The organism is Lentzea indica, from assembly GCF_012184385.1.
Taxonomy (GTDB): Bacteria; Actinomycetota; Actinomycetes; order Mycobacteriales; family Pseudonocardiaceae; genus Lentzea; species Lentzea indica.
In genome coordinates, this window is sequence record NZ_VSRL01000075.1 from 22716 (window position 1) to 35173 (window position 12458).

Genomic DNA, 12458 nt, shown 5'->3' on the forward strand with positions numbered 1-12458 from the left:
TCTCCTGGCACATGTTGCAGTCTAACTGCATAAGTGCAGTGCCACTGCAATTTGGGGAGTCACAAATGAGCAACGCGCCGCTGCTGGAAGGCATCCACCACGTCAAGCTGCCGGTGTCCGACCTGGAGAAGTCGCTGGCCTGGTACCGCGACCACCTCGGCTACCAGGAGGTCATGCACTTCGTCGAGGAGGGAGTGCTGATGGGCATCGCCCTGGCACATCCCAACGGCGGACCGGGCTTCGCCATCCGCCTCAACCCGGAGGTCGCCGCCGGTGCGCGCGGGTTCGACTTCTTCGCCATCGGGGTGCCTGGCGAGGCCGCCATCAACGCGCTCGCGGCCCACCTCGCCGCGCAGGGCGTCGCGCACAACGGCGTGATGCGCACCCCGGTCGGCTGGCTGCTGTCGGGCATCACCGACCCGGACGGCTACGACATCCGCTTCTACACCGTGCCGCTGGAGATCCCGGAGGGCGGCGGGCTCCTGGTGAGAGAGTCATGACCATCACCGCTCACACCGACGGCCGCACGGCGTCCATCTCCGCCGGACTGTTCGCGCTCAGTCTCTTCGGGACGGTCGCGAGCGTGAACGTCAGCAACGACCTGGCCTGGTGGCAGGAGGCCGCAAACCGTTCCTCGGGAACGATTTCCGCGTTCTTCGCCGTCGGGGCCGCGGTCCTGTTCGGAATCCTGCTCACCCATCTCACCTACGGCACGACGTCGGCCTGGCTGGCCACCGCACGCACGCTCGGCATCGCGGTCGTGGCGGGCCTGCTCGTGTCGGCGGCCCTGCGCGGGGTCATCGCGCATCTGACCGATCACGAGCAACTGCCGCTGCCGTCAGCGGACGTGCTGAACTACTCGACGGCGTTGAACCACATGCTGCTCAACGTTCCTGTGATGGCAGCGCTCGCGCTGACCATCGGGGCGATCTCCGTCACGAACCTGCGCGCCACACCCTGGCTCGGTTACGTCGGCTTGGTCTGCGCGATCGTCGTCCTGGCCGCAGTGGGGTTGCAGATCGGCGCCTACGCGATTCCCGCGGTGCTGCTGTGGGCGCTGTGCCAGGCCGTCGCGCTCTGGCACAGCACCTCCAGTGATCAGGCGTGAGGACAGGTGTCCCGGTACACCGAGATGAGCGTGTTCGGCGCCGGGGCCGGACACAGGAACTGGTCGTAGCGGACGTCGTCGTCCACGAACCGCTTGAGCCACGACAACGTGTACTTCCGCACCGTCACGTTGTCACTGCGGGGAGCCGAGTGGTCGCCGCCGCGCAGTTCCAGGAACGCCTTGTCGGGCGCGGCCGTCATCGAGTTGTAGAACGGCGTCGAGTGCTGGGAGTTGGGGGCGGTGGGATCGTTCTGGCCTCCGAGCACCATGGTCGGCACCTGGACCGTCGGCCAGCTCTTGGTGCTGTGCCAGCCGGCCAACGGAATCGAGGCCTGCAGGGCGGGACGCGTCGCGGCGGCGCGCAACGCTCCCCCGCCGCCATCGAGTGGCCCATCACGGCGAGCCGCGAGGCGTCGACGCGAGGGTTGGTGCGGACCACGTAGTCGAGGGCGGCGAGCAGCTGGCGGCCACGGCTGTCGGGGTCGTCCCAGCCTGACAGGGTGTTGATGGTGATCACCACGAACCCGTAGGACGCCAGCCGCGGTCCGAAGTGCGCGACGGACGACTGGGTCGCGGTGAAGCCGGGTGAGATGGCGACCGCGCCGAACGTGAGATCACTGGTCGGGGTGTAGACCGTGCCGCCGCCGAAGTTCGACTGACGGGCGACGGCGGCCTGGGTCACGGCGAACGTGCCCCGGGAGGCCTCGACAGATGCGGCCGTGGGTGCAGGGCCGCGTTCGTAGGGGTTGGCCGCCGCGGAGGCGGTGGCCGGGATCAGCGCCAGGATGAGCGCCGCAAGCACAGCTTTGATGCGCACGACGATGTACACCTCGATTGGTTGCAGGGGAACCAAAAGCGACGGCGACCCCACGCTACCGCCCAGTAGCCTCGCTGGGGTTCGGCCACATGGATGGTGCTTTCGACGGAATCCGGGTTGTTGATTTCCCGTCGGTGGTGATGGGGTCGCTCGCCGCATGAGCAACCTGACCCTGGCGCTCGACCGCAACGAGCGCGCCATCGCGGTGGATCCGAAGGGTGAACGCGGGAAGAAGATCTTCCGCGAGCTCGTCGCCACGGCGGGCATGACGCCCGGCGGAACTCGGTTACGCAGAGCAGCAGATCGCTCGATTGTCGTCCGATGGAGTCACCGCAGCGGCGGTATACGTCGAATCGACTGGCGCACAAGGGTGATCGCGTGCCCACTCGGAGACAGTTCCTCGTTCTGAGCTCCACAGCAGCTCTCACCAGTCTGCTGTCCGAGACTCCCGCGTCCGCTGCCGACGCCATCGCCCAGCCGTACGCGTCGTACTGGCACCCCGCGACGATCCTCGACTGGGATCCGTCGACGGACAGGGACGCGAAGTACAACCGCAGCACGGTGCCGCTGGCGAAGCGTGTCGTCCCGGCCAGACCGGCCAACGCGCACGCCCACGCCGGCGAGGCACGGGTGCAGGCGCTGGTGGCGTACGCGCCGACGAGCAACAACCCGGCGCAGGGCTCGCTCGACATGAACTACTACGCCACGAACTACTGGCAGTACATCGACGAGCTGGTGTTCTGGGGCGGTTCCGCGTCCGAGGGCCTGATCCTCGCGCCGAACCCGACCGTGACCGACGCCGCGCACCGCAACGGAGTGCGGGTGATCGGCAACGTGTTCCTCCCGCCCACCGCGTACGGCGGCCAGATCCAGTGGGTCCGCGACTTCGTGAAGCGCGAGGGCGACAGGTTCCCGGTGGCTGACAAGATGATCCAGGTCGCGCGTCACCACGGGTTCGACGGCTGGTTCCTCAACCAGGAGACGGCCGGCGGCAACGCCCAGCTGGCGCAGGACATGCGCGACTTCATCGTGTACATGAAGAAGAGCGGGCTGCGGGTCATCTGGTACGACGCGATGACCGACTCCGGCAGCGTCTCGTGGCAGAACGCCTTGACCGCGCGGAACCGGATGTTCTTCGAGCAGTCCGACGAGATGTTCCTGAACTTCTGGTGGAGCACGCAGGGTCTGGCGAACTCGGCCGCACTGGCGGGGCAGATGGGTCGCAGCCCGTACGACCTGGCGTCCGGTGTGGACGTCGAGGCCAACGGCTACAACACGAGCGTCGGCTGGGCCTCGGTCTTCCCCGAAGGCAAGCCGCACACCACCTCACTCGGCTTCTACCGTCCGGAGTGGACGTTCAAGTCCTCGACCGGGCCTGCTGACTTCTACGTGCGCGACAACAGGTTCTGGGTCGGCCCGAACGGTGACCCGTCGAACACCACGACGACGGCTTCGTGGAAGGGAGTCGCGCACCACATCACCGAGCTGACGCCGATCACCTCGTTGCCGTTCGTGACGAACTTCAACACCGGGCACGGCAAGAAGTTCGCCGTCAACGGCATCGTGCGATCCGGCCAGGCCTGGAACAACCTGTCGCTGCAGGACGTGCTGCCGACCTGGCGGTGGAGCGTCACCGGCACCGGCACGAAGGTCACGCCGTCGCTCGACTGGGACGACCCGTACGACGGCGGCACGGCGCTGAAGATCACCGGCACTCCCCTGTCGGCCAACGACGTCCGCCTGTTCGCGACGTCGCTGAAGCTGACGGGGAACAGCCAGTTCGAGATCGTGCACCGCACCGGCGCCGGTCCGTCGAGGTTGCAGGCGGTGCTCCGGTTCGGGACCGCGGAGAAGGTCCTGGACCTCGGAGGGGTGTCCGGGGCGTGGCGGCGCAGCGTCTTCCCGCTCGGCGAGCACTCGGGCACGACGCTGACCGAGATCACGCTGCGGGTGCTGCCCGGCGGTCCGGTGACCGCGTTGATCGGCAGGATCGGCGTAACGAACCCGGTCATGACGCCACCGGCGGCTCCGTCGAACGTCCGGGTCGAGCAGGTGAGCCGCACCAGCACCACGACGGTGTCGGCACGGCTCACCTGGACCCGTTCGCCCGGCGCGATCCGGCAGTACCGGGTCCACAAGTGGACCGGATCCGAGCGGATCTTCCTCGGCGGCACGACGAACGACGCGTACTTCGTGCCTGCGATCCCGTTGGCCACCGGCGAGACCGCGCAGATCGAGATCGAAGCGGTCACGGAGGCGTTCGACGTCTCGCCGCCGGCAACGGTGTCACTCTCCCAGGTCAGCGGAACACCCTGACGTGGTCGAGCACCAGCGGGTGCCGAGAGGCAGGCGGTGTCAAGAAAACCGGGACTTCTGAACATTTCTTGCGGATTGACGCTCACTGTGACCTGCGCCATGCTCGATTTGCTTGAGAGCGCTCTCCCAATCCTGCTGCGGAGAGGAAAGCTTCAATGAGGAAGCCTCTGTTCCACCTGGCCACAGTTCTCGCACTGACAGCAGCCGCACTCAGCGTTCCCGTTGCGGCACAAGGAGAACCCGTCCGCGTCGCCGAGTTCGTCGCGGACTGCCAGCTCAGTCACCGCCTGCCGGACGACCCGATCGTCCTGCCGAACCTGCCCGGTGCCTCCCACTCCCACGACTTCTTCGGCAACCACTCGACGAACGCCCGCTCGACCCAGCAGTCGCTGGAGGGCGCGACCGGGAACTGCGACCCTGTGGCCGACATCTCGTCGTACTGGGTGCCGACGATGTACCGGAACGACACCGCGATCGCCCCGACCGGGATCACCTTCTACTACCTCGGTGAGGGCGTGAACAACCCGGCGGCGATCCAGCCGACGCCGTACGGGTTGAAGATCGTGGCGGGCAACGCCAAGGCCACCGGTGACAACGACAGCATCGCGCGCTGGTCGTGCCTGCACGCCGGGCACGTCAACCCGTCGAAGAACTTCGTGGAGTGCCCGGCAGGCACGATGCTCGAGACGTACCTGGACTTCCCGCAGTGCTGGGACGGCCGCAACCTCGACTCCGCCGACCACAAGTCGCACATGTCCTATCCCGTCGCCGGTGGCTGCCCGTCCAGTCACCCGGTCTCGGTGCCGAAGCTGCGGATGGTGCTGCGGTATCCGGTCAGCGGCAACCCGTCCGGTCTCAGGTTGTCGTCGGGCACAGGGCAAACGATGCACGGCGACTTCTTCAACGTGTGGCCGCGCGCCGAGATGGAACGCCGCGTCCGCAACTGCATCAACGTGGTGATGAAGTGCGATCACGCCGGCAACCACGGATGATCGTGCTCCTGCTGGCAGGCCTTCTCGTGGCCTGCCAGCAGGAACCTCAACCACCACAGAACGGTTACGGCGCAACGGAACGAGCGTTCGTGGAGCTGGCCATCGCCACCGACGAGCAGGCGCTCAAGCTGCTCGAGCTCACCGGCGAGGCCGAGCTGAAGGAGAACCGGCACACCGAGCTCGCGGAACTGAAGAAGCTGCTCGACGCGCCGTACGTGAACAACCACGCCGGGCACGACATGCCGGGCATGCCAACGGATGCGGAGATCCAGCTCGCGTCGACCAGCCCGGACGCGCTGAAGCAGTTCGTGCACGCGCATCTCACCGAATCGCTCGAGGTCGTCCGCTCGGCTCGGACGGCGATCACCCACCCGCCCACCGCCGAGGTGGTCGAGCTGATGGAACGCCACCGCACGGCGGAACTGGCGGCCGGGTGAAGCGCGTGACAGCGGCTGACGTCAGCTCGTCCGCAGGCGAATCGGCATGTCGCGTGCGATCGCCCACGTGCCCGCGAGCGCGATCAAGAACGCCGCCACCGACATCACGTGCCAGCCGGAGCCGAGCAGGGACGGGATGTTGCGGATGAACGGCAGGTTCCCCGAACCCGGAATCCGCACCGTCGTGACGATCACCAACGCCAGGCCGAGCGGCACGGAGAAGATCCCGCCCGCGCCGAACCTGTCGAACGCCGCCGCGCAGAACATGCCGACCGTGCACCACACCAGGAACATCAGGAAGTACGCAAGCGGAGTGCCGTGCTCGTCCGCACGCCAGTCCATCAGCGTGTAGATCCCACCCTCTGCGAGGAAGCCGAGCCACGCGACCAAGGTCATCGCGAGTGCCAGCACCACGGAGAACCCGGACGTGGCAACGAGGAACTCGCGGCGCGTACGACCGTGCGCGACGGCGATCGGCAGCAGGTTGTGGATCACGTAGACACCGGCCCAGAGCAGGTACCAGCGCGCGATCTGGGACGTGACGATGTTCCACGCGCTGATCTCGACGCCGCGGAACGCCGAGACGACGAACGTGACCACGACGACGAACGCGAAGACGCAGGCCGCGACGATCGTGCTGAACGCGACGAGTGACGCGGTCACCTGACGGAAGATCTTCACCGCTTTCCTCCGACCGGTTCGGTGAGATGGACGAACAGGTCCTGCAACGCGATCGGGCCGAGCTCCAGTCCGAGCTGACGGGCCCGGATGAGCTGCGAGTCGTCGAGCGTGCCGTAGACCATTGCAGCTTTGGTGCGCCCCAACGACTTGCTGCCGAGCACGGTCAGCCCCGCGGTGAACTCGTCGACGTCCGAAGCACTTCCGGTGACCTCGGTGCCGCGCGACCGCAGCACGTCGGCCTCCTCCTGCAACACCAACCGGCCGCTGTCGATGATCACAACCTCTTCCAGCAGCGAGGCCAGTTCCTCGATCAGGTGCGTGGAGATGATGATGGTGCGCGGGTGCGCCATGAAGTCGTTGAGCAGCGTGTCGTAGAACGCGTACCGGGTCGGTGTGTCCATGCCGAGGTGTGACTCGTCGAGCATCGTCAGCGGTGAGCGGCTGGCGAGCCCGATCACGACGCCGAGCGCGGACCGCTGGCCCAGCGACAGCTCGCCGACCTTCGTCCTCAGCGGGATCTTGAACAGCTCGACCAGCTCATGCGCGTACGTGTCGTCCCACGTGTCCCTCCACGCCTTGCCGAAGTTGAGCGCCTCGGCGACCTTGTCCCCCTTGTCGGCGGCGTCGGGCGTGTGCCGGACGAGGCAGACGTTCCGCATCGCGCCCGCGTTCTCGAAGACCGGTTCGCCGTCGAGCTGCACCGAGCCGATCGGCCTGCGGTAGCCGGCCAGCGTCGACATCAGGCTGGTCTTGCCGGAGCCGTTGCGGCCGAGAAGCCCGTAGATCTTGTTGCCGGACAACGAAAAGCTCATGTCGTCCACAGCTGTGACGTCGCCGTAGCGCACGGTCAGGCCACTCACGTCAACCCGCATCACACGTCCCCGTTCTCGTGCTGCTCGATGCGGCGGATGACGTCGGCGAGCGGAATGCCGATGGCACGCGCCTCCGCGACCATCGGGTCCACGACCTCACCGAAGAAGGTCTCCCGTCCCTGTGCCCGCAGCATGTCGCGAGCCTGCGTGCTCACGAACATCCCGATCCCCCTCTTCTTGTAGAGCACCCGCTCGTCCACCAGCTGCTGGAACGCCTTCGCCGCGGTCGCCGGGTTGATCCGGTAGTAGGCGGCGTACTGGTTGGTCGACATGACCTGCTCGTCCGCCTTCAACGCCCCGTTGAGCACGTCCGCCTTGATCCGGTCGGCGATCTGCCGGTAGATCGGGCTCCGGTCGTCGAACATGGCTCACTTCCTGGGTTCGTTACTCATGTAATGAACCATAGCAGTGTCGGCGTACGATCTGCACGTGGTCGGGATCGCGATCCTCTGCGCGGTGCTCGCGGCCGGGTGCAGCGCACTCGGCGCGATGTGGCAGCACGCCGGTGTGCGGGAAATGACCGACCTGAAACTGACCTCGGCGCACCGGCTGGTGACGTCACGCCGGTGGGTCTACGGGTTCCTGGTGCTGTTCGCGTGCGCGATCCTGCAGATCGTCGCGCTGGCACTGGCCCCGGTGTCGGTGGTCGCGCCGTTGAACGCGCTGGCCATCCCGATCATCGCGGTGGCACGGACGCGACGGCTGACCGGGCTGCTCGCGGTGTCGGTGCTGGTGGCGACGGCCGGGATCGTGGTGTTCGTGACCATCACAGCGGGCGCGGCGGTGCCGACCGACGTGTCGCCGAAGGTGGCACTGCAGGCAGGCCAACTCGTCGTCGCGGGTGTGCTGGTGTGCACCGTCGCGGCGACCTTCAGCACCGGCGCGGTACGGGCACTGGCACTCGCCGTGGGAGCCGGGGTCGCGTACGGGCTGGTCGCGGTGCTCGTCAGGGCCGTCACGACCGCGCTGCCGCAGATCGAGTGGATCTCGTTGCTGGCGCTGGCCGTGTCCTTCCTCGTGGGGGCGTGGTTCATCCAGCTCGGGTACGCCGCCGGCCCGCCCGATCTCGTCGTGGCCGGGCAGACCGTCGTCAACCCGATCGTCGCGGCGTGGATCGGCATCAAGCTGCTCGGCGAGGGCACGGGCATGAGCGGCCTGACCCAGGCCGGTCTCGTGATCAGCGCCATCGCCGCGGTCACCGGAACCGTCGTGCTGGCGCACTACCACCGTGTCAGGGTGGGGGCATGACCTTCGTCGTCACGGGTGGCAACGGATCGCTCGGCAAGCACGTCGTCGCCGCACTACCGGGAGCCAAGGCCGTGTCCCGGTCCACCGGAACGGACCTGTTGCGCGGCACCGGTTTGGGCGCACTGCGGGCAGACGTGGTGGTGCACTGCGCAACGTCGTTCCGGCGTGAGGTCGACATGACACGGGCGGTGCTCGCAGCCAAGCCCGCGCACCTGCTCTACATCTCGATCGTCGGCTGCAACGAGGTCCCGCTCCCCTACTACAAGCAGAAGCTCGCCGCCGAGCGGTTGATCATCAACTCCGGCGTGCCGTACACGATCCTGCGAGCCACCCAGTTCCACTCGTTGCTGCACACCATGTTCGACCGCCTGTCGAAGCTTCCGCTGATGCCGGTGCCGGGATTCCGGTTCCAGCCGATCGACGAAGCCGAGGTGGGCCTGGAACTCGCCGCGCTGGCGCAAGCCGCACCGGCAGGCATAGCACCCGAGATGGGCGGGCCCGAGGTCCGCGAGGCGACCGACTTCGCGCGGATGTACCTGGCCGCAACGGGAAAGAAGCGCAGGCTGGTGCCGTTGAAGGTGCCCGGAGCGACGTACCGCGCCTACCGCGCCGGCGGGAACCTGACTCCCGGCCGCGCGGTGGGCGAGCGGACCTTCAGCCAATACCTGGGCAAGTAAGGCCGCGAGTTCGCGTCGGTCGTCCGGTCACCCGCTCGTGCCGAAATCGGCGGAGCCCATTTCGGTGCGAGCGAGTCGGCCGGACGACCGACTTCATGGCGAACTCGCCGCCGTCTGCGGAGCAGCGGCCATCAAACACGGATAGAGGCTGGGCGCAGATCCGTCCAGTTCTCCTCGACGTAGGCCAGGCACGCGTCGCGGCTCTCCTCGCCGAAGACCTTGGTCCACCCGGCGGGCACCTCCGCGAACGTCGGCCACAGCGAGTGCTGCTGCTCTTCGTTGACCAGCACGAAGAAACGGCCCTGCGGGTCCTCGAACGGGTTGGTCATGACAGGTCCTTCCTCATGGAACTACTTGATTGCTTCGAGCCTCGGCACCGGCCCGGCCAAGGCCGCCGGTCGCCGCAGAATCGAGTCGAGAATCTCGCCGACACGCACGGCCGTGTTCGAGAGCAGCGAAGACGTGATGCCGTGCGTGTGTTCGGTGCCGCCCTGGAGGTAGATCCCGCCGCGAATCTCCTCGCTCGTGACCACCCGATAGTCACGGGTCACCTTCAGCCGCCCGTACTCGTCGCGCTCGCAGTGGTCAGCGAGCTCCCCGAGCACCCTGACCGGATCCGCAGGCCGGTAGCCGGTCGCGTACACGATCACGTCGGCGTCGACAGGCAGCCGCCCGCCGTCCGCGAGCGACTCGATCACGCACTTGCCGTCCGGATTCACGTCGATGAGCCGGGAAGTGTTGTGCAGCAACAACCTCTGCCTGCCGACGACCTTCTCCCGATACACCCGCCGGTACAGCTCCTCGATCAGGTCCTGGTCGACCACGCCGTAGTTGGTGTTGGCGTGGTAGCCCATCAGCTTGCGCTTGACCTCTTCCGGTGCGGAGTAGAAGTCGTCCACCGCGCCAGGGTCGAAGATCCGGTTCGCGAACGGACTGTCATCGGCAGGGCTGTACCCGTACCGCGCAAAGACCCCGTGCACTTCACTCTCGGGGAACCGGTCGTGGAAGAAGGCAACCGCCTCCGCCGCACTCTGCCCGGCACCGACCACGACGACGTGCCGCGGATCCCGAAGGCTCTCCACGCGGTGCAGCAGGTCCTTGTTGTGCCAGATCCGCTCGCCCGCCTCGATGCCGTCCGGCAGGCAGGCCTCCAGCCCGGTGGCCAGCACCAGGTTGCGGGCCCTGACCCCGGCCCCGCCGGTGGTGAACTCGAACCCGTCCTCATCAGCGCGAACCCGGGAAACCTCCGCGCCGTACGACACGTGATGCGCGACCCGCTCCGCCGCCCACTCGAAGTAGTCGTGGAACTCCTTGCGCAGCGGAAAGAGGTTCTTGTGGTTTACGAAGTCGACCAGCCGCCCCCGGTCGCGCAGGTAGCACAGGAAGCTGAACGTGCTCGTGGGGTTGCGCAGGGTGACAAGATCCTTGAGGAACGACACCTGCATGGTGGCGTCTTCGAGGAGCATCCCCCGGTGCCAGCCGAAGCGCGGCTGCCTCTCGAAGAAGCGTGCCCGCACAGGCAGCGCGTGTTCCTCCACGGCGATCGCGAGAGCGAGGTTGGACGGCCCGAAGCCGATTCCGGCCAGGTCTAACACCGGTTCCATCGCGATCCTCTCCTGGCACTCCCGGGCAGCGTAAAGTAACCCTAACTTAACTAAGGCATACCTTAGCTAGTGCGTTCGGGCGTGATCTACGCCGCTGGAGCACCGTTCGAGCCCGGATCAAGCACGACGATCCGGGTGCGCTGCGCGAGCAACGCGCTCGCGGTCAGCCCGAACATGTCGCGGAAGGTGTCGCTGAAGTGGCTCGGCGAGGCGAATCCCGCCTCGGCGGACGCACTGGTCAGGTCCGCGCCTTTGCTCACCGCGGCGGCGACGCGCAGCATCCGCGCCCACAGCCGGTACCGGCGGAAGCTGGTGCCGGCGGCGTCTGAGAAGAGGTGCAGGAAGCGGGACGTCGACAGGTTGATCTCGGCGGCGACCTGCGGCGCGCTCAGGAGCGGGTCGGCCAGCAGGGTGTCCAGCGCGGTGCGGATCCGGTCGTCCGTCAGGCCGGGTTCCAGGTAGAGGAACAGCATCCGGCCCCCGTCCGAGACGACCTGATGCCGGGTTCGCGCCGGTATGAGGGCGCTGCGGACCGTCCGTTCTCCTTGGCTGTCCGAGAGCGTGAACGGCGCGTCGAGGCCCAGCGCGACGCAGTGCACCGAACCGGAGTGCGGGTCGAGTGTGAGCGATGGACCCAGGTAGGCGGCTTGGCCCGGCCAGATCCAGATCGTCGCCCGCTCGGACGGGCAGCACGTTTCCGGAAGCGCGGCGTGGTCCACGCCGCCGATGATTCCACGGGTGCAGACCACGATCATCGTCATCGCCGCGGTGTTCTTCCTCGGCATGGGCGTCTACGCCCTCATCGCGCCCGCGGCACTCGCCAAGCCGTTCCGCATCGTCGTCGACGCACCGGAAAGCCGGTCGGAGGTCCGCGCGGTCTACGGCGGCTTCGGCCTCGCGATCGCCGCCGTGCTGGCCGCGGCGGCGATCGACGCCGGCGGCATCCGCACAGGCGCGGTCATCACCGTCGCGGCGGCTTTGGCCGGGATGGCGCTGGGCCGCCTGCTCTCCCGGCTCGCCGACAAGGCCACCGCGTTCTACCCGATCTGGTTCTACTTCTGGGTCGAGGCGATCACCGCCGCACTGCTGTTCGTCTCGTCCTGACATCGCGCTTTCAGGCGCCGGCGCCGCCGTCGACCGGCACGATCGCGCCGGTCACCATCGAGGCACGGTCGCTGAGCAGCCACGCGGCCGCCTCTGCCACCTCGCGGGGCTCGGCCATGCGGCCGAGCGGGCTCGCCGCGTTGATGCGCTCGATGATGCCGGGGGACACCGCCTCCCACGCGTCGATCATCTCGGTGGCGGTGCCGCCGGGTGTGATGCCGTTCACCCGGATGCCCTGCGGGCCCCAGGTCACGGCCGCGGTCTCGGTGATGCTGTTGAGCGCGCGCTTCATGGCGCCGTATGCGGGGAGGGCGGGGTTCGCGCGGCGGCTGCCGATGCTCGAGGTGTTGACGATCGCCCCGCCACCGTTGCGTCGCATGAGTGCGGCCTCGGCGGTCATGGCGGTCCAGTGCGAGCGGAAGTTCACGGTGAACTGCTCGTCGATGTCCTCGTCGCCCGTGGTGTCGAGCGGGCCGGGCTGCTGGATCGTCGCGCCGTTGTTGGAGGCGCCGCGGTTCCTGTTGACGTTCCATCAGTTGGGTCGTTGCGACTCAGGCGAGCTGACGGCCCTGGTCGTCGAACTCGGTTTCGAGTGCGAGCTG

15 protein-coding genes and 2 pseudogenes are annotated in these 12458 nt (G+C 67.5%); 9 read left to right on the forward strand and 8 right to left on the reverse strand.

Features of this window, described 5'->3' with window-relative positions; genetic code table 11:
• The first annotated feature begins 65 nt into the window (after positions 1 to 65).
• Both FXN61_RS21470 and FXN61_RS21475 read left to right on the forward strand, forming a co-directional pair.
• Positions 66 to 500, forward strand: coding sequence for a VOC family protein (locus tag FXN61_RS21470; RefSeq protein WP_223165537.1), 435 nt, complete (start codon positions 66 to 68; stop codon positions 498 to 500).
• Entirely contained in the window at positions 497 to 1108 is a 612-nt protein-coding gene (locus FXN61_RS21475) for a hypothetical protein (RefSeq protein ID WP_167975845.1), read from the forward strand. Before FXN61_RS21470 ends, FXN61_RS21475 begins: the two co-directional genes overlap by 4 nt.
• Here the strand turns inward: FXN61_RS21475 and FXN61_RS21480 are convergent.
• Positions 1099 to 2192, reverse strand: a pseudogene (locus tag FXN61_RS21480) (dienelactone hydrolase family protein). The gene FXN61_RS21475 and the pseudogene FXN61_RS21480 overlap by 10 nt on opposite strands.
• On the opposite strand from FXN61_RS21480, the gene FXN61_RS21485 reads away from it, so the two are divergent.
• The 4 genes from FXN61_RS21485 to FXN61_RS21500 all read left to right on the forward strand — a co-directional run bounded on the left by FXN61_RS21485 (position 2083) and on the right by FXN61_RS21500 (position 5670).
• Entirely contained in the window at positions 2083 to 2334 is a 252-nt protein-coding gene (locus tag FXN61_RS21485; RefSeq protein ID WP_167975823.1) for a hypothetical protein, read from the forward strand. The pseudogene FXN61_RS21480 and the gene FXN61_RS21485 overlap by 110 nt on opposite strands.
• A complete protein-coding gene (locus tag FXN61_RS21490; protein ID WP_223165538.1) occupies positions 2304 to 4241 on the forward strand; it encodes an endo-beta-N-acetylglucosaminidase in 1938 nt (645 codons plus the stop codon). Before FXN61_RS21485 ends, FXN61_RS21490 begins: the two co-directional genes overlap by 31 nt.
• Positions 4242 to 4396: 155 nt before the next feature.
• The gene (locus FXN61_RS21495; RefSeq protein WP_167975847.1) at positions 4397 to 5233 is read left to right on the forward strand and encodes a DUF1996 domain-containing protein; all 837 of its coding nucleotides are present in this window, start codon (positions 4397 to 4399) and stop codon (positions 5231 to 5233) included.
• Positions 5230 to 5670 (forward strand): hypothetical protein, encoded by a 441-nt coding sequence (locus FXN61_RS21500; RefSeq protein WP_167975848.1) that lies wholly within the window; start codon positions 5230 to 5232, stop codon positions 5668 to 5670. The genes FXN61_RS21495 and FXN61_RS21500 overlap by 4 nt, the downstream gene beginning before the upstream one ends.
• A gap of 21 nt (positions 5671 to 5691) precedes the next feature.
• On the opposite strand, the gene FXN61_RS21505 is transcribed toward FXN61_RS21500, so the two are convergent.
• Genes FXN61_RS21505 through FXN61_RS21515 form a run of 3 tightly spaced genes read right to left on the reverse strand, consistent with a single transcriptional unit; the run spans position 5692 to position 7588 of the window.
• On the reverse strand, positions 5692 to 6351 hold the full coding sequence (locus tag FXN61_RS21505) for a hypothetical protein (protein WP_167975849.1): 660 nt from the start codon (positions 6349 to 6351) through the stop codon (positions 5692 to 5694).
• Complete coding sequence (locus FXN61_RS21510) at positions 6348 to 7223, reverse strand: ATP-binding cassette domain-containing protein (protein ID WP_167975850.1); 876 nt, start codon at positions 7221 to 7223, stop codon at positions 6348 to 6350. The genes FXN61_RS21505 and FXN61_RS21510 overlap by 4 nt, the downstream gene beginning before the upstream one ends.
• Positions 7223 to 7588 carry a GntR family transcriptional regulator gene (locus FXN61_RS21515; RefSeq protein WP_167975851.1) on the reverse strand — a complete coding sequence of 122 codons (366 nt, stop codon included), beginning with the start codon at positions 7586 to 7588 and terminating at the stop codon, positions 7223 to 7225. Before FXN61_RS21515 ends, FXN61_RS21510 begins: the two co-directional genes overlap by 1 nt.
• A 64-nt stretch (positions 7589 to 7652) precedes the next feature.
• Here FXN61_RS21515 and FXN61_RS21520 point away from each other — a divergent pair, with 64 nt between their 5' ends.
• Both FXN61_RS21520 and FXN61_RS21525 read left to right on the forward strand, forming a co-directional pair.
• Positions 7653 to 8471, forward strand: coding sequence for a DMT family protein (locus FXN61_RS21520; RefSeq protein ID WP_167975852.1), 819 nt, complete (start codon positions 7653 to 7655; stop codon positions 8469 to 8471).
• Positions 8468 to 9148 (forward strand): SDR family oxidoreductase, encoded by a 681-nt coding sequence (locus tag FXN61_RS21525; protein WP_167975853.1) that lies wholly within the window; start codon positions 8468 to 8470, stop codon positions 9146 to 9148. The genes FXN61_RS21520 and FXN61_RS21525 overlap by 4 nt, the downstream gene beginning before the upstream one ends.
• 131 nt (positions 9149 to 9279) lie before the next feature.
• On the opposite strand, the gene FXN61_RS21530 is transcribed toward FXN61_RS21525, so the two are convergent.
• The 3 genes from FXN61_RS21530 to FXN61_RS21540 form a co-directional block, all read right to left on the reverse strand.
• Positions 9280 to 9477: an MbtH family protein gene (locus FXN61_RS21530; RefSeq protein ID WP_167975854.1), complete on the reverse strand. Its 198-nt coding sequence runs from the start codon at positions 9475 to 9477 to the stop codon at positions 9280 to 9282.
• 21 nt (positions 9478 to 9498) lie between these two features.
• Positions 9499 to 10752 carry a lysine N(6)-hydroxylase/L-ornithine N(5)-oxygenase family protein gene (locus tag FXN61_RS21535; protein ID WP_167975855.1) on the reverse strand — a complete coding sequence of 418 codons (1254 nt, stop codon included), beginning with the start codon at positions 10750 to 10752 and terminating at the stop codon, positions 9499 to 9501.
• Positions 10753 to 10838: 86 nt separating this feature from the next.
• Positions 10839 to 11513, reverse strand: a complete 675-nt coding sequence (locus FXN61_RS21540) for a helix-turn-helix domain-containing protein (protein ID WP_246291831.1) — start codon at positions 11511 to 11513, stop codon at positions 10839 to 10841.
• Here FXN61_RS21540 and FXN61_RS21545 point away from each other — a divergent pair.
• Positions 11491 to 11856 carry a DUF4345 family protein gene (locus FXN61_RS21545; protein WP_167975857.1) on the forward strand — a complete coding sequence of 122 codons (366 nt, stop codon included), beginning with the start codon at positions 11491 to 11493 and terminating at the stop codon, positions 11854 to 11856. The two genes, FXN61_RS21540 and FXN61_RS21545, sit on opposite strands and share 23 nt — an antisense overlap.
• Positions 11857 to 11866: 10 nt before the next feature.
• On the opposite strand, the pseudogene FXN61_RS21550 reads toward FXN61_RS21545, so the two are convergent.
• Positions 11867 to 12367, reverse strand: a pseudogene (locus FXN61_RS21550) (SDR family NAD(P)-dependent oxidoreductase); the annotation flags it as partial.
• Positions 12368 to 12458 lie beyond the last annotated feature (91 nt).

Excerpts from the sequence above, each read along its gene's own strand:
- FXN61_RS21515 (WP_167975851.1), bottom strand. The coding sequence starts at position 7,588 with ATGTTCGACGACCGGAGCCCGATCTACCGGCAGATCGCCGACCGGATC.
- FXN61_RS21540 (WP_246291831.1), bottom strand. The coding sequence starts at position 11,513 with ATGACGATGATCGTGGTCTGCACCCGTGGAATCATCGGCGGCGTGGAC.
- FXN61_RS21475 (WP_167975845.1), top strand. The coding sequence starts at position 497 with ATGACCATCACCGCTCACACCGACGGCCGCACGGCGTCCATCTCCGCC.
- FXN61_RS21470 (WP_223165537.1), top strand. The coding sequence starts at position 66 with ATGAGCAACGCGCCGCTGCTGGAAGGCATCCACCACGTCAAGCTGCCG.
- FXN61_RS21485 (WP_167975823.1), top strand. The coding sequence starts at position 2,083 with ATGAGCAACCTGACCCTGGCGCTCGACCGCAACGAGCGCGCCATCGCG.
- FXN61_RS21500 (WP_167975848.1), top strand. The coding sequence starts at position 5,230 with ATGATCGTGCTCCTGCTGGCAGGCCTTCTCGTGGCCTGCCAGCAGGAA.
- FXN61_RS21525 (WP_167975853.1), top strand. The coding sequence starts at position 8,468 with ATGACCTTCGTCGTCACGGGTGGCAACGGATCGCTCGGCAAGCACGTC.
- FXN61_RS21510 (WP_167975850.1), bottom strand. The coding sequence starts at position 7,223 with ATGCGGGTTGACGTGAGTGGCCTGACCGTGCGCTACGGCGACGTCACA.
- FXN61_RS21535 (WP_167975855.1), bottom strand. The coding sequence starts at position 10,752 with ATGGAACCGGTGTTAGACCTGGCCGGAATCGGCTTCGGGCCGTCCAAC.
- FXN61_RS21495 (WP_167975847.1), top strand. The coding sequence starts at position 4,397 with ATGAGGAAGCCTCTGTTCCACCTGGCCACAGTTCTCGCACTGACAGCA.
- FXN61_RS21530 (WP_167975854.1), bottom strand. The coding sequence starts at position 9,477 with ATGACCAACCCGTTCGAGGACCCGCAGGGCCGTTTCTTCGTGCTGGTC.